Annotated in this window: 19 protein-coding genes; 4 read left to right on the top strand and 15 right to left on the bottom strand. The window is 40.4% G+C overall.

The genetic code is table 11. The features are described from left to right. Window positions 1-145: 145 nt before the first annotated feature. From ACPZ3T_RS04750 to ACPZ3T_RS04695, 12 genes are all read right to left on the bottom strand, one after another. On the bottom strand, window positions 146-1,492 hold the full coding sequence (locus tag ACPZ3T_RS04750; protein WP_490273895.1) for a GTP-binding protein: 1,347 nt from the start codon (window positions 1,490-1,492) through the stop codon (window positions 146-148). A gap of 169 nt (window positions 1,493-1,661) precedes the next feature. Continuing rightward, window positions 1,662-4,865: an RNaseH domain-containing protein gene (locus tag ACPZ3T_RS04745; RefSeq protein WP_490273893.1), complete on the bottom strand. Its 3,204-nt coding sequence runs from the start codon at window positions 4,863-4,865 to the stop codon at window positions 1,662-1,664. Between the two features lie 2 nt (window positions 4,866-4,867). Next, the gene (locus ACPZ3T_RS04740; protein WP_490273891.1) at window positions 4,868-8,293 is read right to left on the bottom strand and encodes a pPIWI_RE_Z domain-containing protein; all 3,426 of its coding nucleotides are present in this window, start codon (window positions 8,291-8,293) and stop codon (window positions 4,868-4,870) included. Then, complete coding sequence (locus ACPZ3T_RS04735; RefSeq protein ID WP_490273889.1) at window positions 8,277-9,797, bottom strand: restriction endonuclease-related protein; 1,521 nt, start codon at window positions 9,795-9,797, stop codon at window positions 8,277-8,279. Before ACPZ3T_RS04735 ends, ACPZ3T_RS04740 begins: the two co-directional genes overlap by 17 nt. A 254-nt stretch (window positions 9,798-10,051) precedes the next feature. Continuing rightward, on the bottom strand, window positions 10,052-10,645 hold the full coding sequence (gene ureG / locus ACPZ3T_RS04730; RefSeq protein WP_490273887.1) for an urease accessory protein UreG: 594 nt from the start codon (window positions 10,643-10,645) through the stop codon (window positions 10,052-10,054). A 173-nt stretch (window positions 10,646-10,818) separates the two neighbouring features. Continuing rightward, on the bottom strand, window positions 10,819-11,013 hold the full coding sequence (locus tag ACPZ3T_RS04725; RefSeq protein ID WP_490273885.1) for a DUF6887 family protein: 195 nt from the start codon (window positions 11,011-11,013) through the stop codon (window positions 10,819-10,821). Continuing rightward, window positions 11,000-11,212: a DUF6888 family protein gene (locus ACPZ3T_RS04720; protein WP_190706822.1), complete on the bottom strand. Its 213-nt coding sequence runs from the start codon at window positions 11,210-11,212 to the stop codon at window positions 11,000-11,002. Before ACPZ3T_RS04720 ends, ACPZ3T_RS04725 begins: the two co-directional genes overlap by 14 nt. A 63-nt stretch (window positions 11,213-11,275) precedes the next feature. Then, window positions 11,276-11,965 (bottom strand): urease accessory protein UreF, encoded by a 690-nt coding sequence (locus ACPZ3T_RS04715; RefSeq protein WP_490273883.1) that lies wholly within the window; start codon window positions 11,963-11,965, stop codon window positions 11,276-11,278. After that, a complete protein-coding gene (ureE, locus tag ACPZ3T_RS04710) occupies window positions 11,940-12,386 on the bottom strand; it encodes an urease accessory protein UreE (RefSeq protein ID WP_490273881.1) in 447 nt (148 codons plus the stop codon). The genes ACPZ3T_RS04715 and ureE overlap by 26 nt, the downstream gene beginning before the upstream one ends. Before the next feature lie 155 nt (window positions 12,387-12,541). Then, window positions 12,542-13,165, bottom strand: coding sequence for a 4Fe-4S single cluster domain-containing protein (locus tag ACPZ3T_RS04705; RefSeq protein ID WP_490273879.1), 624 nt, complete (start codon window positions 13,163-13,165; stop codon window positions 12,542-12,544). Window positions 13,166-13,192: 27 nt separating this feature from the next. Further along, window positions 13,193-14,014: a radical SAM protein gene (locus ACPZ3T_RS04700; protein WP_490273877.1), complete on the bottom strand. Its 822-nt coding sequence runs from the start codon at window positions 14,012-14,014 to the stop codon at window positions 13,193-13,195. Between the two features lie 728 nt (window positions 14,015-14,742). Next, window positions 14,743-14,958, bottom strand: a complete 216-nt coding sequence (locus ACPZ3T_RS04695) for a hypothetical protein (protein WP_490273875.1) — start codon at window positions 14,956-14,958, stop codon at window positions 14,743-14,745. Window positions 14,959-15,050: 92 nt separating this feature from the next. On the opposite strand from ACPZ3T_RS04695, the gene nifB reads away from it, so the two are divergent. Then, window positions 15,051-16,496, top strand: coding sequence for a nitrogenase cofactor biosynthesis protein NifB (nifB, locus tag ACPZ3T_RS04690; RefSeq protein ID WP_490273873.1), 1,446 nt, complete (start codon window positions 15,051-15,053; stop codon window positions 16,494-16,496). A 101-nt stretch (window positions 16,497-16,597) separates the two neighbouring features. After that, on the top strand, window positions 16,598-16,897 hold the full coding sequence (locus ACPZ3T_RS04685; RefSeq protein ID WP_490273871.1) for a 4Fe-4S binding protein: 300 nt from the start codon (window positions 16,598-16,600) through the stop codon (window positions 16,895-16,897). Window positions 16,898-17,209: 312 nt separating this feature from the next. Here ACPZ3T_RS04685 and msrA read toward each other — a convergent pair whose 3' ends face one another. Continuing rightward, on the bottom strand, window positions 17,210-17,668 hold the full coding sequence (msrA, locus tag ACPZ3T_RS04680; protein ID WP_490273869.1) for a peptide-methionine (S)-S-oxide reductase MsrA: 459 nt from the start codon (window positions 17,666-17,668) through the stop codon (window positions 17,210-17,212). A gap of 261 nt (window positions 17,669-17,929) precedes the next feature. Here msrA and psbA point away from each other — a divergent pair, with 261 nt between their 5' ends. Together psbA and ACPZ3T_RS04670 are read left to right on the top strand one after the other, a co-directional pair. After that, the gene (psbA, locus tag ACPZ3T_RS04675; protein WP_490271632.1) at window positions 17,930-19,012 is read left to right on the top strand and encodes a photosystem II q(b) protein; all 1,083 of its coding nucleotides are present in this window, start codon (window positions 17,930-17,932) and stop codon (window positions 19,010-19,012) included. An 872-nt stretch (window positions 19,013-19,884) separates the two neighbouring features. Beyond that, window positions 19,885-20,013, top strand: coding sequence for a hypothetical protein (locus tag ACPZ3T_RS04670; protein WP_490273867.1), 129 nt, complete (start codon window positions 19,885-19,887; stop codon window positions 20,011-20,013). Between the two features lie 216 nt (window positions 20,014-20,229). Here the strand turns inward: ACPZ3T_RS04670 and ACPZ3T_RS04665 are convergent, their stop codons facing one another. Then, on the bottom strand, window positions 20,230-21,039 hold the full coding sequence (locus ACPZ3T_RS04665; RefSeq protein WP_490273865.1) for a hypothetical protein: 810 nt from the start codon (window positions 21,037-21,039) through the stop codon (window positions 20,230-20,232). Window positions 21,040-21,079: 40 nt separating this feature from the next. Continuing rightward, window positions 21,080-21,592, bottom strand: coding sequence for a DUF302 domain-containing protein (locus tag ACPZ3T_RS04660; protein WP_490273863.1), 513 nt, complete (start codon window positions 21,590-21,592; stop codon window positions 21,080-21,082). Between the last annotated feature and the right edge of the window lie 17 nt (window positions 21,593-21,609).

The raw sequence follows: 21,609 nt of genomic DNA, 5'->3' as shown, positions 1-21,609 counted from the left end.
ATCCTGTCTAGTGATTAGCTAATAATTGCTATTTCTTTTATGTTGCACTCAAAATTGGATTTTTGGGCAATTATCAGAGGAATTTGATATTAATTGACTAACTATCAATCACAGCAACAATTCAGCCAATATTTTTCATTTAATTTCAAGATTTGATATTTAATTCTTGTTGCAGACGATACAGAATTGTATTTTTGTCAACTTGAGAGAGAATTTCTTGAATAACAGTATCAGCCCCTAATTGTCCCCAAGTACAGCCTTTTTCTAAATAGACTTGAGCCGCTTTACCTACAGAATATGCACCATAACCAGCAATTCCGGCTTGAGCGATCGCACTACCAGCAAAGGCAGTCATATTAATCGGGTTATCACCACTAGTTAACGCTGCCGTACTCTTACCTAATCCTAATAGAAAACTGCTACCTAATTCACCTAATAATAAACTACCAGAACTGAATAAAATTGTTTTTAATATCCTTCCAGCTTCATAGCTCGTCATCGGTAAACCATACAATCTAGCTAAGGCGCGAATTAGAGCTAAATCAGTCACACTACCAGCGATAACATCTAGAAAAGCGATAGGATTTAACCCGACGGCTAAGGCTTTATATTTAGTAAACTTCCAAATAATATCTTCCGCTTCTTGTTCACGGATATCAAGAGTTTTTTGTGCGATCGCAGCTTCAGCTTCCCGTGCTTGAATCAGTGCATTTAATGCTAACAGCGATCGGCCTTCCCGGTTGAGAATATTTAAAATAGTGTGCTTGAGTTCGTCTACCTGTGGCGGCGGAGTTTCCCATTCATAACTCACATTGCCATCAGGCCATTCCACCCTGATTTCCATTGGTGCAGGTTCTGCCGCCACCATCACAATTTCATCAGGTAACAGAGGCTCGGCATGGGGATTAGCTGCACCTAATTGCTGTAAATTTTTGTAAATAGTTGTCCTATCTGTATCGGGGTATAAGTCAATTTTATTGAAAACCAAAATCAGGGGTTTTTGTGCTTTTCTTAATTCTAAAAGTGCCTGATATTCAGTGCGGGTAATATCTCCAGATACCACAAACAAAATTAAATCAGCCTGACGCGCCACATCCTTAGCCATTTGTGCGCGTGACTCACCTTGAATTTCATCTAATCCTGGGGTATCAATTAACTCTACTATCACCTTACCCCCTGGTTGCCAGCGTACAGAACGCGGCCACTGAGTGACACCATTGAGGGGGCCAGTTTGTAAAATCTTACTGCCCAACAAAGCATTTAAAATTGCCGACTTACCACGACTCACCAAACCAAAGGCGGCAATTCTAATCACATTACCATCTAGTTTACTGAGTGTAGCAGTTAAAGCTTCTAATTCTGGTTTTACTAAAGCCGCCAATTCCGGGTTAGATGATAAATGCCCTGGTTTCCGAAGATATCCATACCAAGACATTGCTTGTCTGAGACTAGCACGGGCGCGGTTGAGGTGAGTTTCTTGCAAATTACGCACAGAGTTAGTTTAATTCAAAGTTGGACAAACAACAGGCTATATTTCTATTTTGATCTATTGCAATCAGATTTGATGTTTGAAATATAGGTAAGTGTGTAAATATGAAAACATCACACTAGACATTCCAAAAGCACAATATACAACTCACCTGTATTCTATGATATGCAGTTTATGAATCTGACTCATCACCCTCGCTTTCATCATCTTCAATAGTAAAATCGCTGATGTAGTCACGCACAACGCGCTCAAAAAATAAGGGAGCAGGTAAGGCTGTCCAATCACTGTAGTGACCAAAGCCGTAGCGCAGTGACTCAACAAGAGCCGCTAAGTCATCAGGGTTATCTTCTGGTTGACGTAGGGTAACGACAATCTCAAGGGGGTTGGGAGTCGGCCAGCGACCCGCGAAAGGAGCTTGTTGAGTGAGTTGACTTACCTCTAACTCAGCTTTGTTACAAATTGGCTCTTTAGAATCATCTACTTTTTTAACTAGAGTGTCGGTTGGACGATAGCAACTTTGCCCACGAGCTTTTCTTTGTGGTAATTCACGCGCCACAGATAGATAAGCTACGCATCCAGTTTTGTTAGTCGCGCTGAGTCGAAATAAGCCAGTTGCGCTAGATGCTGAAGGAATTTCTATGTCAGGTGGCAGTTTTTTTAGTTCTTCTTTAGTTCTGGTATCTTCTAGAGAAGTCTCTATTATATGTCTGACTTTTTTCTCAATAATACCAGGAGCAAGTTCTTGGCGAATACGAATTATACGTGCGCCTTGCCAGTCAACTTGCATATCTTGATACGAACCAAGGTTAATTTCGTTAGCATTAATTCTGATATCAGCTAACCAAGGCCACAGTTGAACGCTGTTGGTAGAATCAATCATAACCAGTGGTTGCTTACCTGCTTCCACAGACTCAGAAATAATCTGTTTCACAAATTCCATGAATCGGGTCTTGCGCGCCTCATCGTTATCAAGTTTATCAGCCAGTTTGATGGGAGTAAGTTCAGCAACAAAAGCTCGTGCATCAGAAAAACTAATCCACGGGCTAATTACTAAGTTACCTTTCTTATAAGCACAGCGAAATTCACATTTACCTGTATCTGCATTGAGGCGGATTGCTATTGGTAAAAATGTATCTTCGATTTTGCCACGAGCGCGACCCTGTTGTTTACGCTCAATTGTAATTGCAATAATTTCTTTTGGTCTAGCTTCTGGGGGAATATTTTGCAGGTACTTATCAACTTTTTCGTTGATATTATCAATGCGACCAGAATGAGCAAAGATTAAATCTTTTAATGCTGATTGCATCCGATGGAAAAAGTCTGCAAGTTTGAGATGATTTGCTTTGCGCGTCTTTTCAATGGGTAATAGAAACTGCACACCAGCATCAGCCATCGCTAATGCTTTGCGAGTTGAGTGTTTATTAACTTTATCATCCAGTTTAGCAGTTTTTTGACCAGTAGGATCTGGGTAAAACTTCCGCGCCATGATTAAGCAGAAAGTTGGCTGATTGAGCTTTTTAATTTGTTGTGCAGTAGCTTCCCATGCTTTAATTCTCTTACTTGATCTGTCTTTAGCGTTCAACTCTTTTCCTGGTAAAATCTCTTTTGGCCCATGAGTATTTTCAGGCAAGCGATTAATTTTTATTTCCAGTGTGTCGCCCCACAAAAGTTGAGTAATTTTCTCTAACAGTTTCGCTTCTGTTTGTAAATGAGCTTCATAAAATATAAATAATAAGGGTTGCTCATTGGGATATAATTTCTGCATTGCTGCTTGGTTTGCCTGAATAATGGCTTGAAGATCATCAGTCTGATTCTTTGTGCGTCCTTTGAATTGAAGAGCTTTTATTCCCCAATGAATACCTTCTAAACGAATGCCAAAGTGTTTACTTAGCAAATCATCAATTCGTTTATCATTTAGTTGATCGAGATATTTTGGAGTAAATTCCCAGTTGGTATTTGTTTCAATAGCTTCCAAAACACCGCCAAGCAATGTAGGAAGATTAATCATGCGTGATGCTATATCATCTGGTTTATGCTTAGATTTTACTTCTGTGTAATCCTGAAATATTTCGATTCCTAATGGTTGAATAATTTGAGCGATCGCCTCAAACGCATCTAATTTATCAATCTCTGGTACACCTGTTTCAATACCGTATCTTTCTGAAGTTTCTTCGTCATCTTCTGAATTATATTGAAGTCCATTACGGTAAGTTAGAAGTACCTGACAGCTATCAGTAGATGCTAAACCTCTAGCGATTTCTTGTCCATCACTCGATGACCCCAGATTTAATTTTCTCCGCAGGATTTCAAAATCCTTATCTGTTCTCCAAACCCATTTTACCTTCTCTTCTTTGTTAGTTTTAGCATTCTTGCTGTTTTTGTCTCGTTCGGCTTTGACTTGATAGCTAAAGGCGCGATCATTATGCTCTTGAGAAAATATGAAGCCGCTAATATTTCTACGGTCATATTCAGGAGCTTTTAACTGAGTTAACCAGCGACGTTTAGAAATCTCAACTTGTAATAAAGGTTGATGTAAAGATGGATAAGTAATAACTTCCAATCTCACTACAAAACTGAATTTTCCCTTTTTGTTATCTAAGGTGATCGGATCTGTAATCAGTTCTGCAATACCAGAAGTAAATGTGCCATTGCTGAAAATAACACGTTTCAATGGCCCTAACTCTGGAAAAATTACCTGTCCAGCAATTTGACGAGCCACATAATCTGCAAGCATTCGATACGCATATTTATCTTTAGCTTGAGTTGTATCCGTCTCTTTATTCCAAGCCCAAGGTAATACTTGAGATTTGAAGGGAGAAACTTTGATTAACTCTCCTTTTTGTTGCAAATCCTCTAAGCGTTCAATAATCTTTACCGATATATCTTCCTTCTTAATAAATGGTTTGAGATAGTTTGTCAACCAATCATTAATAATTGGGCGAAGCATTCTATTTATTTCTTCCTCATTGCCACCAGTAATGTAAACAAAAGGTTCTGGCTCATCTCCCTTATTAGCATGATAAAATGCACTCTTGCTAAGACCTATCTTTGGTTCAATTCGCGTAGCATCTTTTAATACTACTTGTAGAAAATTTCGCAATGAGCCATAAGGAAGATTTTTGACATTAGCTGCTTGTTGAATCTCGCCAAAACATTGTAAAGCTGCTTTTATCCAAGTAAGAGTATAACCCTCTACTATAATTGCGGGTAGTTTATCTGGTACGGTGAAACCTAGAGGAAATCTTTCAATTAGTTTGATTTGTCCTGGCTGAATATACAATGTATCTGAGATGAAATCACCTTCAGTTTCTTCGTCTTCCTCTTCTAAAGATAAATCTTCTTCAAATTCAATTTCATTATCAAAGTTATTCATCATTTTTACATCTCCAGTATTGTTGAAAATTCGTCAAAACCTGCTTCTTCATCCGCAGATTCTTCTAAGTAATGTAATTCATCTGGATAAATTACTCCTTGAATGCGTTGTAAAGGTTCTAGAAATGCGCCATACAGTTCCTCATAAATTTCTCGAATTACGGGGTCTTCATGGTTCACACATTCTTCTAAAATGATTCGCATCTGAACCAGCATACTATCTCGTCCAGAGTCGGGTTTACCTTCTGTTGATTTTTTAGCCCAAGCTGCATCAACAAAGTAAACTGATACTGGGCATCCATTCCGCATTCCTCGACCAATTGTTTGCAGAATAGCTACCATTTGATTAGCCGTAAATGATTTGAATAGTTCAGTCCCTAAACGGCTTGCCATTAAGGGTTCACGTAACAATCTATTGGCAGTTAACCACAGGTCTTTTCTTGATTGTCGCCAAGCTGTTGCTATGGCATTCAAATCTTCTGTTTCACTAAAAACTCGACTATCAAATTCTTGTGTTGCTCGTCCTGTCAAGCTATACAAAATCTGCATATCATCTTTAGTAGGGTGAGGACGAGTGAGGAAGTAAATCGAGCCAATTGCTGCATCTAGTTTTCTTTCCCCTTTGGTAAAAACAATATTGACACCTCTACCAATTGCCAGCATAGGAAAAATTAAAATGTGACAGTTTTCATCATCTCCTAATGCTTCACATTGAGCAGAAGTGACAAAATCTTTTGGTTGTTCTCCTTCTCTTAGAGACTTAACAACTGCTTTTGTATGCCTACCAACATCAGGATAATAGGTATTAATATATTTTTTGATATGGCGTGCTTGATCATAACCATTAACAACTAAAGCTGCTTTACGGCGAATACCAGACTTGATATCAAATTTATTCATAGCTTTATAAATTTCAGATTTAGTCGTTCCTTTTTTGACAAGAGCATCTACCATAAGCTCAAGATTGCGTGTTTGCAGGTGGCGATCGCCTGCGCCACTGTATAGTAGAGGTTGATCGCCCCGTTGACTATCTGAAAACCATTTGAAATAATAAGTGCTTTTGGCTGATGTCTGATTTTTTGGCTGACGTGCTTTGAGTAAATAATGTGGCCCGGCGTTAATATGATAGGCAGGGCTGGCTTGTAAAAATGATGTAGCTGAGGTAATTAAAATAGTTGGACTGGTTTGTCCATTATCTGCCTCTAACAACCGATGAAAGCGGTGCATTAACATCCGAGGCGCACCTACAAATGTAATGTAAGATAACTCCATATTTCTAGCCGCAGTGCGCGTTGTTAGTGCTTTGAAAAAACTGTATCGCACACCAGAAAATGAACCTAAAATACTTTCTGGAATAAATTTTCTGAGTTCTGGTGATGCAGTGGATTCTACAATGGGTTCACGAATGAAACCTTCTGCAACCATTGTTCTTGTCCCTGGTACAATTCGCTGATAACCCAAAATTACGAATGTCACAGTTATAAGTAATTTAATTAAATCCTCAGCTTCGATATTTAATTGATGCTTGGGAAAACAGAGTTTGAAAAATAATTCAATAATTTCTTGGACAATCGCATCACGTTGTTTAATCAGATTTTCAGCTAAGTAACGACGGAAATGATAAATAAGATTTTTCCATTGCTGTTCTAAGGTTTCTTTATTTATGCCTATGTAATGAGGCCAAAAATCTGCTTTAAAATCTTGAGGGTTATTAACACCTGTGCGATCGTAAAAGGCGTTATATGCTGCTTTTTCCCAAAATTCAGCTAATGCTCGACTTCTGGTAATTTCTGTTTTGGCATCTTGTTCATCAATTTCATCTTGCTCAGTAGATTTTTTCACACTATTCAAGAGTTCGCTAACAATCCGTAATACAGTCAGCAATTGATTTTCGTAGCGTTCTTTGACCCGCGACCCTGACATATTATGGATGGTGGTAATCAAAGAGGTATTATGATTGCCAAATTCTGCTAAGTCACGGCTGTAAAGTTCTATATCCCGATCAAATAGTCGATAGTTTTCACCACGAGCAAAGCGATTATGAATTTGTTCGAGAATTACTTTATGAATTGAGTGTTCTGAGCCAGAAATACTTAAAGTTGCCGCCCCATAATCATCTAAGACTTTCTGCACCATGTCGCCTTCATCGAAAACAACTAGGTCAAAGGTACGGGCAATTAATTCAAAATATCGTAATTGTTCATAAGTTGCATGAGGTGATATTTGAGTATCTAGCGATCGCACATGACCAACCCAAATATTGGCATCTAATAAATCTCGCTGTGCTTTATTACGACCACACATTGTCCAGAGGGGACACAGGCATTTTTTCATCTTTCCCTGTTTCCCCCCTCCTTGCAATATCTTGTTGCAAGGTGCGTAACCAAAGCCCCAAAAAGATATATCAGCAGTTGAAAAGGCTGGCAGAACGCAGTTAAGTCCAAAAACTTCTGCCTGTTCTAAGGTGTAAGCAAAACCACCATTATTTCCGATGGACGCGATCGCTTCTGCAATATTATCTGCGTGGCGACGACGAGTTTCATCACCTTGACCAACAAGCATTCCCACCTTAACTTGATGAAATGCCAAATCAGCCATGTACTGTCTAGCAACTTCAATGGAAGGAAAAACAAACATGGCTTTGTAGTCATGTAGCCCCAACCAGACAGCTATCAACACCAGCAATGTTGTTTTACCTGACCCTGGTAAACCAATTAAGTGTTTGATATCCTCCAATTCCAAGACATCATCTTCTTTCCGCAGCCCTTTTCCAGCCTCCGACACCATCAGGTCAAAGCGTTCAAAGCGATCGGCCCAATTACCTACTCGTCGTTCAGGATCTTGCTGTTCACGCTTGTCCATTTCACGAGCCAAATCACGCAATTCTTTTAGGGGAATGCAAATCTTTCCTCTTGGTTGGCGGTTGAGGGAATGTGTACGACGTGCAGCAATCGGAGCAGAGATACGCGGAATGTCTAACTTCACGGAGGTTGAGTCTTCACCTAACGCCACAGCCATTGGCTGACGAGGATCGGCAATTGTAAAACCATAGGTTTCGTATGGCAAAGATGTACTGAGAATTTGCCGCGCCTTTGTAATTAATGAATCTTCTAAAGCGTCAGTTCTTTGAAACTGAAGTGTTTCAATATCAATTTCATACGTCCCTTGAGTATTGTTGGAGTAATGATAATTGTTATAGAGAGCGATCGCGTGTTTAACTGACTGGTGCGTTACATAAGCCAGTGACATCTGACGCATATTGAAAATAGCTTGACGGGCTTGTGCAAAGGTAGGTGCATTTAAAATGCTCGCCATACCTGACATGACTACTGGCGCATACTCCAGTGAATTAGTGCCGATAAATTCTTCCATGAAGACACAAAGCCAACAAATTCGCTCTGCACCTTTCCAAAAATCAGGTTTGGTTCGCATAGGGTATCTTCTTTAAAAATTCAATGACCGAGGAAACTGACATAATTTCTAAACTGGCCGCATCACCTTTTTTATCAAGTGTTGATTTGAGGGTGGAAATGTAGCTTGGGTTATCCTCAATTAAGCGATCGCTCACAGCTAAAATCCGACGGCGATAATAAATCAACCCGCCAATACTACGATTGAGACGCAAAGCTAAAGTCACCGGACTTGTGTAGGATTTAGCATCAATGCCAATTGCTCGTTCATTAATTGCTATATCGCATAAATCCGACTCTGGATAAAGTTCAGCATCTAATCCGTTTTGTCTAGCTGTATCAAATATCTTTAATTCATCAATTGCTGGCCCTGTCCAGTAAGTAAGAATTTGCGGCTTGGCAATTCGTAAAATATCTTTGTCGGGATCTAGTGTCTCAGATACTTTTGGCAATTCATGACCAATACACTGGCGAATAGGACAACGCCCTTGTGGAAAAAGTCTATTGTTAGGGTGAGGTCGCATAAGTGTGCCACAGTGAGCGCAACGGTGTGCTAAACCATCAATTAGCCAAATATCCGGTACTAAGTCGAAAAATCTATCAATGATCATTCCCTGTAGGGGAGTTAAGTCATTGTCAACTAAATAATCAAATAGTTGGCGTTGTCCTATTAGGGAATACCTACCAAGCAATTCTCGTAATGCAGTGTAAGCTTTATGTTGACGACGGCCGCCCAACCTTTGAGTTGCATCGCATAACTCTGTATAAAGGCGATGTTCAATGACATTATTTTCCCCAAACCCGCCACTGAGGTTGGCAATCTCCGCACAATCTGAGGTAGGAACTCGCAAATCTGGATCAATTATGGTTGCGTTAGAAAAGCGAAAGTCTGATTGGTTAAAAATTCCTAACCCCCAATGTTCAGAACCAAGCGGGTAGCGTGCGTTATCCAAAACAGTATGTACACAAGCCGCGTGATCGCATTGTCCTTCTTCAATATATAGACGACCTAATTTGCACATTGCTTGATACAGTTCTGGCGGCAATGTACTATCCTCTTGACGGACAATTTGTTGCCCCGGTAGCACTCGGTCATATTGGCGGATAATTCCTTGTGCTAACAAAACTACAGCATCTTCAGCCACATCCATAGCTGGTCTGTGTCCGGTCGGTAAAGGTAAAGAAGTTGCAGTGATTGTCGGTAGCCATATAGGGTCTTGACCTTGAGCTTCCGCCAGAATTTGCAACTCCAAAGTATCTTCCGAGAAAGAAGGTAATACTTGCGCGATCGCCGCCAGCGTCCAACCCTTCTTTAGTAGTAAAGTTGTTGCCAATCCCTCCAAAATTTGACGAAATCCAAATTCTTGTCCTTTCGGTTGTGATAAAAGTTGCTTTGCTCTCCACGACCGCACTGTTCGCAAGGCTGGTGGCTCTACTGACAGTTTAAGGTTTTTAATCTGGCGTTGAAGTTCTTTTGTCAGTCCCTCCGCAGTTCCCTGCCATTGACGTGCGTTTTCAAATTTCATATATTTGATTTACATCAATATGTGTTTACACTAAATGATGTAAAGTGTAATGTCAAGATTAAAGAAAGTAATTTTTTTCTCACCTAGTACCAAGGTAAATACGGTTTCTTATGAGCAGGCGCACTGGCGGCACACCACCCGCTATGAATGAAAGAAACACTTTTTATTCCCCTATACCCCTACACCCTTACACCCCTGTTTCTTGAAAGAGGAATATTTAGCGAAGTTATTCAAGCTTTAGTATAATATATCACTTAGACATGAATACAAACAAATTCAATCACATCAGCCAGTCCTTGTTGAGTTTTCAAATTAGTAAAAATAAAAGGTTTATCACCGCGCATTTTTTTGGCATCTCGTTCCATGACACTTAAATCTGCGCCTACATAGGGGGCAAGGTCAGTTTTATTAATTACCAGTAAATCAGATTTAGTAATACCGGGGCCGCCTTTGCGGGGGATTTTATCGCCGGCTGCGACATCAATGACGTAAATGGTTAAGTCTACCAATTCAGGACTAAAGGTAGCGGCTAAATTATCGCCACCACTTTCTAAAAATACTAAATCTAGTTGAGTAAAACGCTGTTCTAGTTGTTCAATGGCTGCCAAATTCATGGAAGCGTCTTCTCTGATGGCGGTATGGGGACATCCGCCAGTTTCTACTCCCAAAATGCGATCGCTAGTTAAGGCTTGAGAACGTACCAAAAACTGAGCGTCTTCTTGAGTATAAATGTCATTGGTCACTACGGCAATCTGATAGCGATCGCGCAATGCTTTACATAAAGCATCTACTAAAGCTGTCTTCCCTGAACCAACGGGGCCTGCTACACCTATACGAAATGTGGTCAAGTCGCTTCGCTCCAATTCAAAATTCAAAATTCAAAATTAAATACCCCACCGATAAATCAGGAGGGCTTGAATTAATGCTGTTTCACTTTTTTTCTTCTCCATAAATAAATTTAGGGGCTTCTATCTTTTTTTATTTGGTCATAAATTAATACAAATCAATTCTCAAGTCACAATTATTCAGGATTTTGGCGGCGGAAAATATCTGTTAATTCTTCTTGTGTCATTTTATACGGAAAAGGATAAGTTTTAGCTTGAGAACTACGACGATTGACAAATAATTCTCTAATTGCTTCATCATCAGTAGGGTGTTGTCGGATGTAAGCTTTTAATTCTTGACGAGTCATTTGGCTAAAATCAGGCTTTTTCATCTTCGTAAAACTCCCAAGTTCCATTTTCAAAAACAATAATTTCTATACCTTCATTCATGCCAGCCAGTATAAATATATGTTTATATAACGCATCATATCTAAATAAGTGTATGGGCTGTAACATATCTGAGAGTGATTGACAGACACAAACAGAAGCTAAAGCTTGCTCAAAGGTTGGTTTAGTATTTTTAAAATACATTTATATTTTCTATCTTAATTACTAGAACACGAATTTGATTTCCTATTTTATGCCTCCTAAATCTCAACTTCTAAACAATCTAGTATATTGTGTTTCATGCTGCATACTTGCTAAAGATAAGCCCCAACTACAGCAGCTAAGATCATCATCTTCTACTTGCATAATTTCTAGTGTGGCAGAACTAATTAATGGTTGTAAATTTAGTAATATTTCTTGTCCGGCTGTTTGTCCGAGGGGGATGAGTTTTACTCCAGCCGTGATTAAATTAGTTGCCCAGCTATGCAGATATGCTAGTAAAGCAGCTTGAGGATGGATTTGCCAATGGGCAGCAGCAACACCAAACGCGATCGCATAATTGCCAGGATTACCCACAGCATTGACTAAATCTAATACTTGCGGTTGTATTTTAGCAAGTAATTGCATGAGCGATCGCCCCATTTGCCAGCTAGAATTACGTAATTCTTGGGTTTCCCTGGCAGCAGATAACCACACATTCCAATAGCGTAATTTTTCCAAATCCCCTGTAGTCACAGCCTCATGCACTCTGACTATTACCGCCGTTTCTAACCGAATTGCCCCATAATGCAGTTCGCACTCTAACCAATGTTTGAGAGTTTCTTTGTTGGTAATTGTGCCATTTTCTACTAATGTTTCTATTCCTTCCGAATAGCTGTATGCTCCTACAGGCAAGGCGGAACTTGCTAATTGTAAGAGTTGCAAAACATGATTATCCGTGAGAGTGATGGTGTCCATAAGCACCTACCTCCGGCTGAAATGGTGTAATTTCTTCTGTAATTTCTAGCCCCATTTGTTCTAACATGGTGCGTAAAACTGGATCTGGAGATAAGCGTAAATAATTTTGGCTAATTTCCACAGGCACATGACGATTACCCAAATGGTATACAGCCCGCATTAATAACAGTGGTGTAGCCGCGACAACCGTGAAAACTGGTTCTGGTTTAGCCGTAATTCTAATTAAACTACGATTGCTTTCATCTTGGAGAATATCGCCATCCCACAACACTGTTCCCCTAGGTAAACGCAAAAACACTACTTTACCGTCTTCTGTTTCAAAGCGGTGACGGCTGCGAGTGCGCTCTTCTGCTGTCAGTGCCAAAGTTAAAGTAACTACTATCTCAGAATTTGGGGGCTGCCTTTGGGTAAAAGTGAGCATAATTTTTAATTCGTAATTCGTAATTCGTAATTTGTAATTTGTAATTTGTAATTCGTAATTAACATACAAGAAAATAGGGAGTAAAAATTATCGGTTTCTACTCCCTAAAGGTATACCATCCAGAAATTGAATTTTGAATTTTGAATTTTGAATTGTTAAGTCCACTCCAGCCAGCCTTGATAACCGGTGACGATACGATTGCCGTCTTTGAGGATGTGAACTTCTATCTGATCGCTAGCCCAAGAAATTTTGTCTGCAAAGGCTGGGTTAAAGACGTTAACTTTTTGATTTCGAGAGGAAACTGGGGAATCTGGAGAATTAATGGCTAAAGATTCTACAAATGGCCCATCAATCAAAATATCTAATTCGGCTAATAATTCTTGAGAACCTGGAGGTGCGGATTCTGATTGCAGTTGCTTGAGGGTAAAACCGCTAAAGGACATGACATTTAAACCGGCAGCTTTCACTTTCCGGGCTAAGTCAGCTAAGGCGGGTGCTTGCCAAAATGGTTCTCCACCAGAGAAGGTTACGCCTGTATTTTGGGGTTTGCTTAAAATTTGCTCAACTAAACTATCAACAGTCACTAGTTGGTTAATCTCAAATGTCCAGGAATCGGGATTAAAACAGCCTGGACATTCACGGGGACATCCTTGCACCCAGATAACAGCACGACAACCAGGGCCATTCACTTCTGATTCATCAATGTAACCCATGATATTGAGATAACCAGAGGGAATTTCTGGGCGGATAAGTGATGGGTTGGCGGGTTTAGTTTCCATCTATGATTTATTCCTTGAAATAGTGAACTATGACAAAGCTATAGGGGCGCAACGTACTGGAATTTTGGTGGTAAAGTAAATGGCATCAGCTAAAGTATTGAGGACATTAACGCTGATACACTTGAGTTGGCAAAAATCACTACAATCGGATTCAACCGCATTATTTCCCCTAGTATCCAGCTGACGTACTAAAGCGCGGGGTCGAGACGGAACGTTGAGTTGAATTTCATCAGGACTCAGACGCTGTAGCAGTTGGATGTAATCTTCTAGCATTTCTGTTGTCCAGGTGGATAAAACCATTGTTTGGACAGCTAGATGTCCTGTATATTCCCGGCGAAATTGGGCAATACCTGCCAAAATATCCGGTAGATTTATTGTGCCTACTGGGTGATTGATGCGCTGCCATTGATGTGACGAAATGGCATCTAATTTGACAGCTACGATATCTGCTAGTTGTAAAGCGTCGCGTACCATGCGATCGCCTAGGAGTGTGCTGTTAGTTAAGACTACTGTGGGTAATTTTGTCAACTGTTTGGCGATCGCTAAAATTTCATCTAAATTTAAGGCTAAAGTCGGCTCACCACTACCACTAAGGGTAACTACATCTATTTTGGCATCAGGTAATAGCGATCGCTGTAAATCTGCAATTATGTGGGCTGTTGGTACAAAAATCTGACGTTCAGTAGTATGTACTTGAATTTGCCCTAATTGACAATAGACGCAATTAAATGAGCAACTAGAAATTTCTCCAATCGGATCAATACCAAGCGATCGCCCAAATCGCCAAGATTTGACCGGCCCGTAGACCAAGGAATGGCGGGAATTTTGTGTAGATGGTATGGGGTTCATACTTATCCTCTCGCTGCCGTGGCGATCGTCTAGGTGTTACCATCTAAAATCTACAATCAGAAAATGAGGAACTTGTGAGGCCAAGTACCCCTGATGGCTGATGTTTTCACAAGTTAATTAGCGATCGCCAAGCTTTATTCCCTATTCCCATCACAAAATAAATGCCTATAAAAGTATTTAAACCTATAATTAAAACTGAAAAAAAGTTAAAATTATTGCAAATAATCTGCATTAAGAATGCCCTTTATCAAAGCCCATAAAGCTTGAAATATAAGACTTATAGCTACTATTGCATATCATTTTTAATTAATAATTAAAAAAATATAAATTGCATTTTTATCTAAAAAAAAATGATATGTTGGATACAGAATTGAATTTCGCACGTATCTGGAGTAGTACAACGTAATCTACTCCAGTTTTTCCCCCCTAAATTCCTTGCAAATTGGGACTTTCAGCAAAAATTTAGGAGGGTCTGAGTACAAAATTGTATAGTCATAAATCAGCCCAAACAGCCTTTAAATCTTTGCTGGGATTGGGTTACAGATGAGTACAACTAAATCCTGAACCCCTTGCCATAAATACTCGTACCCCAATTAAAAAATACTAGAACCCCTACCCAAAAATATTTTTTTAAATTCTTGTAAATCCCTCAAAATCACAGTTTTAGATTTTGAGTATAACCCTAATAAATCCAATAAATTCTATTCCAGAGTGTCGCATCGTGACTGTCAAAGACGACTGCTATAAATCTTATATCGCCAATCACTTAACGCTTCTACACAAAAGCAGAGCGAAAAGTGAGTGGAGGGATGAGACAGCACTATGCCTTCATGAATAGAAGTCGCGGCTGAAACACATTCTACCAACAACTCAAAGTTGACACACACCAGCCGAAACCCCAGGACTTGATAACCTGCCCTACTTAGCGAATCCGCTACAGGCATTGTAACAGACGCGACTTCTATTGTTCAGGCAACAACAGTAGCAACACCATCTCCCACAGTGGCAGCTAGTCCACCGACCTTTGCGAAATTCAATGACACCACCAGTTACAGGCTCTTCCGTTACTGAATCGACACCTACCACAGCAAAATCAGGTGGTTGCGGATGCAACAGCAACAGCAGCGCCACCGTGGAAATGGATGAAAAGCTCAAAGAGCGTATTGCCAAACATCCTTGCTATAGCGAAGAAGCTCACCATCATTACGCCAGGATGCACGTTGCAGTAGCCCCCGCCTGTAACATTCAGTGCAACTACTGTAATCGTAAATATGACTGCGCTAATGAAAGTCGTCCCGGAGTAGTTAGCGAACTACTTACACCAGAAGAAGCCGCCCACAAAGTTCTAGTCATCGCCGGCAAAATTCCCCAAATGACCGTTTTAGGAATTGCAGGCCCTGGAGATCCTTTAGCGAACCCAGAAAAGACATTCCGCACCTTTGAGTTGATTGCAGACAAAGCCCCAGATATTAAGCTGTGTCTCTCAACCAACGGTTTGATGCTTTCAGAGCATATTGACCGTATTAAACAACTAAATATAGATCACGTTACAATTACTTTCAACACCATTGACCCAGAAATCGGCGCGCAGATTTATTCCTGGGTTCACTACAAACGGAAACGTTACAGAGGCGTAGAAGGCGCGAAACTTCTTCTAGAAAAGCAACTAGAAGGCTTACAAGCCCTCAAAGAAGCCGATATCCTTTGCAAAGTCAACTCGGTAATGATTCCCGGCATTAACGACCAACACCTAGTGGAAGTCAACAAAGTCATTCGGGAAAACGGTGCATTTCTGCACAACATCATGCCTCTGATTTCTGCACCAGAACACGGTACATACTTCGGCTTAACAGGTCAACGCGGCCCCACACAAAAAGAACTCAAAGCAGTTCAAGACCAATGTGCCGGCAACATGAAAATGATGCGCCATTGCCGTCAGTGCCGTGCTGATGCTGTAGGCTTATTAGGAGAAGACCGCAGCCAAGAATTTACCAAAGATAAATTCTTGGAAATGTCCCCAGAATACGACTTCGACAAACGCCAAGAAGTCCACGAAGGTATCGAGAAATTTAGAGAAGAACTGAAAGTAGCCAAAGAAAAAGTATTAGCTGGTAAACAGCAAGCTGCTAACAGCCCCAAAATCCTAGTTGCAGTTGCCACCAAAGGCGGCGGCTTAGTTAACCAACACTTTGGTCATGCTAAGGAATTTCAAGTTTACGAAGTGGATGGTAATGAAGTTCGGTTCATCAGTCACCGTAAGGTAGACCATTATTGTCAAGGTGGATACGGCGAAGCCGCCACATTTGACAATATTGTGAAAACAATCGCAGATTGCAAAGCAGTTTTAGTTGCCAAAATTGGCGAATCACCCAAAGAAAAACTGCTCCAAGCTGGCATACAGACCGTAGAAGCTTACGACGTGATTGAGAAAGTTGCTTTAGAGTTTCACGAACAATACGTCAAGGAAGGGAATAGGGACTAGGAACTAGGGACTAGGGACTGGGTAAGATGTTTTCCCAGTACCCAATCCCCCCAATCAATCCCCAATCCCCAATGCCCCAATCCCCATCAAGGAGAATAGTCATGGCTTACACAATTACTGGCCAATGTATTTCCTGCAAGCTTTGTCTGTCTGTATGTCCCACTAATGCAATCAAAGTTGGTGAAGACGGTAAGCGGTGGATTGATCCTGAATTATGTACAAATTGCATTGGTAGCATCCACACCGTCCCACAATGTAAAGCCGGTTGTCCCACCTGCAATGGCTGCGTTAAAGTGCCTAGCGATTATTGGGAAGGTTGGTTTGCTAAATATAACCAAGTTATAGCGAAATTGACAAAAAAACAAGACTATTGGGAACGTTGGTTTAATTGCTATTCATAGAAGTATTTGCTATCAAATAATCAAAAATGCTGATTACCCAAGGTTTAATCAATATCTGCGTCAACGGGCGCAGACATTATACCAATTCTCCAAAATAAACCTACACATAGATGGCAGGGGGCAGGGGGCAGGGGGCAAGGGAAGAATGATCTGTAGCCGGGATTTAGAGAAATGATATTACTGATGGCAGCAAAAAACCCCGATCGCACTTCATATATCCGATAGCCTGTACCTTAAAATCATTGACCTTGGTGGCGATCGCATTTTGTATGATAATTAACGAGGCGATCGCTTGAATAAACCAAACAGTCTCTAGGGTCTTCCTTTTTTCTCAAAATACTGTTGATGTTCTGCTGTTGCTAAGTAATATTCACTCTTGTGCTGAATCTCGGTAACAATATCGCGTTCAAACTTACCCGACATCTGAAGCTTTGCCTTTGATTTCTTCGCAGCTTCTGCTTGCTGGGCATTGTGAAAAAATATTACAGACCTGTACTGTTCTCCTTTATCTGGCCCCTGACGGTTGAGCGTGGTTGGGTCATGAATATCCCAAAACACTGCTAACAATTCCTCATAACTCACAACAGATGGGTCATACTCTATCTGTACTACCTCAGCATGGCCTGTTATTCTTGATAACACATCAAGGTAACAAGGGTTAGGAAAATGCCCTCCCATGTACCCAACTGAGGTTGATACTACTCCTTTTACCTTGCGAAATGCTGCTTCCACACCCCAAAAGCAGCCAGCCCCAAATGTTGCTTTCTCCATCGGTGTTCTGCACTCCCAGCTTTAATTATCAAGTTATCCAAAAATACTAACGTAACAAAGGGCAATCCTTTCTAGGAGTGCGATCGCCTCCTACTCCTAAAACTAATCCTCACAAACTCTCATAAGTAAAACTAATAATTGATATTGGTTTTCAAAAATTATTAGCCCTTGATTAATTTTTGTAAAGCATTGTAAATTATATTCACAGGCAAAAACAAAAACGCCTGATACATACATAAAATCAACCGCAATCATAGAAACATGACTACAACCTTACAACAGCGTCAAAGCGCGAACGTATGGGAGCAGTTCTGCAACTGGATTACCAGCACCAACAACCGCCTATATGTAGGTTGGTTCGGTGTATTGATGATCCCCACCCTGCTAGCTGCAACCACCTGCTTCATCATCGCCTTCATCGCAGCACCTCCAGTAGACATCGATGGTATCCGCGAACCCGTTGCAGGTTCATTAATCTACGGCAACAACATCATCTCCGGTGCAGTTGTTCCTTCCTCTAACGCGATCGGTTTACACTTCTACCCCATCTGGGAAGCAGCTTCCTTAGATGAGTGGTTGTATAACGGTGGCCCTTACCAATTGGTAATTTTCCACTTCCTCATCGGCGTATTCTGCTACCTCGGTCGTGAGTGGGAATTGTCCTACCGCTTAGGAATGCGTCCTTGGATTTGTCTAGCATTCTCTGCACCTGTAGCAGCAGCAACCGCAGTATTCTTGGTATACCCCATCGGACAAGGTTCATTCTCTGATGGTATGCCCTTGGGTATCTCCGGTACATTCAACTTCATGATCGTGTTCCAAGCAGAACACAACATCCTGATGCACCCCTTCCATATGTTAGGTGTAGCTGGTGTATTCGGTGGTAGCTTGTTCTCCGCAATGCACGGTTCATTGGTAACTTCTTCCTTGGTGCGTGAAACCACCGAAAACGAATCTCAAAACTACGGTTACAAGTTCGGACAAGAAGAAGAAACCTACAACATTGTTGCAGCACACGGTTACTTCGGTCGCTTAATCTTCCAATACGCTTCCTTCAACAACAGCCGTTCCTTGCACTTCTTCCTCGCTGCATGGCCTGTAATCGGTATTTGGTTCACCGCTTTGGGTGTCAGCACAATGGCGTTCAACTTGAACGGTTTCAACTTCAACCAATCCATCATTGATTCTCAAGGTCGCGTTATCGGTACTTGGGCTGATGTCATCAACCGCGCTAACTTGGGTATGGAAGTAATGCACGAGCGTAACGCTCACAACTTCCCCTTAGACTTAGCTGCTGGTGAAGTTGCTCCTGTTGCTATCAGCGCACCTGCTATCAACGGTTAATAAGTAACAGTCATAAAATCAAAAGCACTCTCCTTTCGGGGGGTGTTTTTTGGTATTTACAGTCAATTTTGAGCTAATTTTACTCCACAGAACCCCAAAACCAGTTGCCTACAGCACCGGGTTCTTTTTCAGTTAGAAATTCTCTTTTAGCAGAAACTTTGCTGAATGAAAGTACCTACATTCCCACATCAGTACGTAGTCGATAGCAGTGTTTTTATCTGGGCGAACGCATCTAAATTGGGAAAAGTACTAAGTTTATATATGTGATGAGTAGTACAGAATAACTATATATAACTTGTAAACTACCTACGCTCCCGCTTGCGGTGAGCGTAGGCTTTTAAGTAGCCTTGAACTATAGGAATCAGATTTGATTTCTGAAAAAATTTAAGTATATGTAGGGTGTGTTAGGCGTAAGCCGTAACGCACCGATAGCCTTGGTACTAGGTGTTGTACTCTCGCTGTTAACACAACGGCAATATTGCAGGAGGAAAATCCACACTGCAATTTACCTTCCCTACGTATCTGCGTCTCTGTTCAAAAATCAAGTAGGAATCCTATATCTGTACTAAGTTCACAAGCCAATAGAGGTGGACGACAAGGATATCTCAACTTTGTCACACAATTTTTTCAATCTCAATGACGCACCCCCAGAAAATTTTTAGAGAAAAAACCAAACCATAGGCGATCGCTTTCTTTTAGGTGGAACATCGTTACTTGTTCCTATCTCACATTCTTGACACCCTGACAAGCTAATTATTGTACTTTAGTTCAGGACTTAGCTCTCAAATAATTATTATTTCACACGAATAGCTTGCAATGAACAAAAAAGATTTTAACTTTCGCTATTCTCAAATTAACTAACAATGATACTTATGATTTACGAATCTTGGTCACAAGTTGTAATTCGCACAGTTCTTGAATGGGAAAAACGTAAAGCAGAACTAAAATCTACCTCCGCTATTCCAGAACAAAAAACCAAATCCAAAAACAAAACCGCCTAGTAATGATACTCAATGGCTGTTACACGGTTGTCATCTACACATATTTTTTTAATGCAGCCATTGGGTATTAATTTCTTATATTAGTTATGCAATCATTCTTAGTAAATTTTGTTAGCAAAATTTTGTATAATTCTTTTCTAAAAATGAGAAAAGGAAGAGGCTGCTAACATCAACATTTCTCTTCCTGCTCGTAATGATTGTTATAGTTTGTATGTTTTATTGTTTGGGAGTCCCTGAACGCCGACGCAATCCTAGAACAGCAAAACCTATCAAACAGCCTAGTGTCATTGTGGGTTCTGGAACTGGAGTGATAGATGTGTAACTACTTACAGAAAAAGATGTTTCTGGTTCAAGAGTAAAATTCCACTGAAAAGCATAAGCATTCTCACCAGTTAGTTTCCCAGGAATGTTATTCAAAGTAGTGGGAACATCATCTGTTAAAGCATTTAATATTTCAGGGAAAGTAGAAACTTGATAGTAGTTAGCTGACGGTGTAATGACTTTTGTTGCTAAAGTGAACTGATCAAATTGTGTAGCTCTATTTGTACTGATATTAGTTGTATCTTGTTGTCCGTTATCATTCAGATCAAAATCAGTGTATTTAAATAAATGAAAGTCTAACTCAGCAACATCAGTGTTAGTAATTTTGAGATTCTCTAACAAGCGAGATGTTTTACTACCTACTTGACCACCATTTAACTCTAAATTGAGTGATACTTCAAAGCCTGTACCTGCGTAGATAGCTGTAAGTTGGTTACTATCAGGCTGATTTTGCTCAATTCCTACCAAATTAAGATTGCTAATAGGATTTTCTTTACCTGTAGAACCAATACGATACCAAAATTGATTTTGAAATAAATGATTTGTATCGTCAACAGTCCAAAATATTAACCCACTATTGGCGGGATCATCTGGGGAAGAAGTCTCAAAAGCAGCAACAGAATTATCATCACTGAGAGCTAACACCGCAGATTGCGCTGACTGTTCTGTAATGCCCACAGTTAACATAACGGTGGCAGCTGTCAAAAGAAAAAATTGGCAGTTTTTTGTCAACATAATTTAATATTTATTTATGGGAAAAAGTCTCAGCAATGCTGATTATTTCTGCAAGTTTGCGATCTAACATTTGGGCGATCGCTAAAATTTTGGGGTTTTGAAATTGTCCCAACACACATGAAGGCTGAGTGTAAGTGATTTGAGTCTTTCCGGCTTGATCTTCGTACACCAACACTCTCAGAGGAACGTAAAGTCCTACCTCTAAATTTTCTTCTAACATTTGTCTAGCAATTAGAGGGTTGCCAATGACATAGAGCTTGGCTTTTGTACCCGCAAACGCCAAAGACATGAGACTACCATGATCAATCATGGTAAAGGTCATTAAACCCCTAGTACCAATTTTTGACTCTAGTGCTGCTTGGAACTCCTCCCACGAATGGCTAGCTAAGACTATTTCTTCAACGCCTGCCAAATCCAGTTGATCTTTTTTAGCGATCGCTTCTAGCGCGCCTGTAAATTCCTCAAAGGATTTGTTGACACAGACTCGAATGTGTGATTTTGATAATGTCGTCAGGGTTTCCATTCTGTTCTCCTGGTTGC

It is taken from the genome of Aliinostoc maniaoense (assembly GCF_058172895.1).
Note: the sequence above shows the minus strand (reverse complement) of the source record. Positions and strands in the feature narration are given on the sequence as shown.

Coding starts and splice junctions, on each gene's coding strand:
- msrA (WP_490273869.1), bottom strand. CDS start 17,668: ATGGAGAAAGCAACATTTGGGGCTGGCTGCTTTTGGGGTGTGGAAGCA.
- ACPZ3T_RS04685 (WP_490273871.1), top strand. CDS start 16,598: ATGGCTTACACAATTACTGGCCAATGTATTTCCTGCAAGCTTTGTCTG.
- ACPZ3T_RS04745 (WP_490273893.1), bottom strand. CDS start 4,865: ATGATGAATAACTTTGATAATGAAATTGAATTTGAAGAAGATTTATCT.
- ACPZ3T_RS04715 (WP_490273883.1), bottom strand. CDS start 11,965: ATGGACACCATCACTCTCACGGATAATCATGTTTTGCAACTCTTACAA.
- ACPZ3T_RS04670 (WP_490273867.1), top strand. CDS start 19,885: ATGATTTACGAATCTTGGTCACAAGTTGTAATTCGCACAGTTCTTGAA.
- ACPZ3T_RS04740 (WP_490273891.1), bottom strand. CDS start 8,293: ATGCGAACCAAACCTGATTTTTGGAAAGGTGCAGAGCGAATTTGTTGG.
- ACPZ3T_RS04720 (WP_190706822.1), bottom strand. CDS start 11,212: ATGTATTTTAAAAATACTAAACCAACCTTTGAGCAAGCTTTAGCTTCT.
- ACPZ3T_RS04735 (WP_490273889.1), bottom strand. CDS start 9,797: ATGAAATTTGAAAACGCACGTCAATGGCAGGGAACTGCGGAGGGACTG.
- ureE (WP_490273881.1), bottom strand. CDS start 12,386: ATGCTCACTTTTACCCAAAGGCAGCCCCCAAATTCTGAGATAGTAGTT.
- ACPZ3T_RS04660 (WP_490273863.1), bottom strand. CDS start 21,592: ATGGAAACCCTGACGACATTATCAAAATCACACATTCGAGTCTGTGTC.
- nifB (WP_490273873.1), top strand. CDS start 15,051: ATGACACCACCAGTTACAGGCTCTTCCGTTACTGAATCGACACCTACC.
- ACPZ3T_RS04695 (WP_490273875.1), bottom strand. CDS start 14,958: ATGCCTGTAGCGGATTCGCTAAGTAGGGCAGGTTATCAAGTCCTGGGG.
- ACPZ3T_RS04700 (WP_490273877.1), bottom strand. CDS start 14,014: ATGAACCCCATACCATCTACACAAAATTCCCGCCATTCCTTGGTCTAC.
- ACPZ3T_RS04705 (WP_490273879.1), bottom strand. CDS start 13,165: ATGGAAACTAAACCCGCCAACCCATCACTTATCCGCCCAGAAATTCCC.
- psbA (WP_490271632.1), top strand. CDS start 17,930: ATGACTACAACCTTACAACAGCGTCAAAGCGCGAACGTATGGGAGCAG.
- ACPZ3T_RS04725 (WP_490273885.1), bottom strand. CDS start 11,013: ATGAAAAAGCCTGATTTTAGCCAAATGACTCGTCAAGAATTAAAAGCT.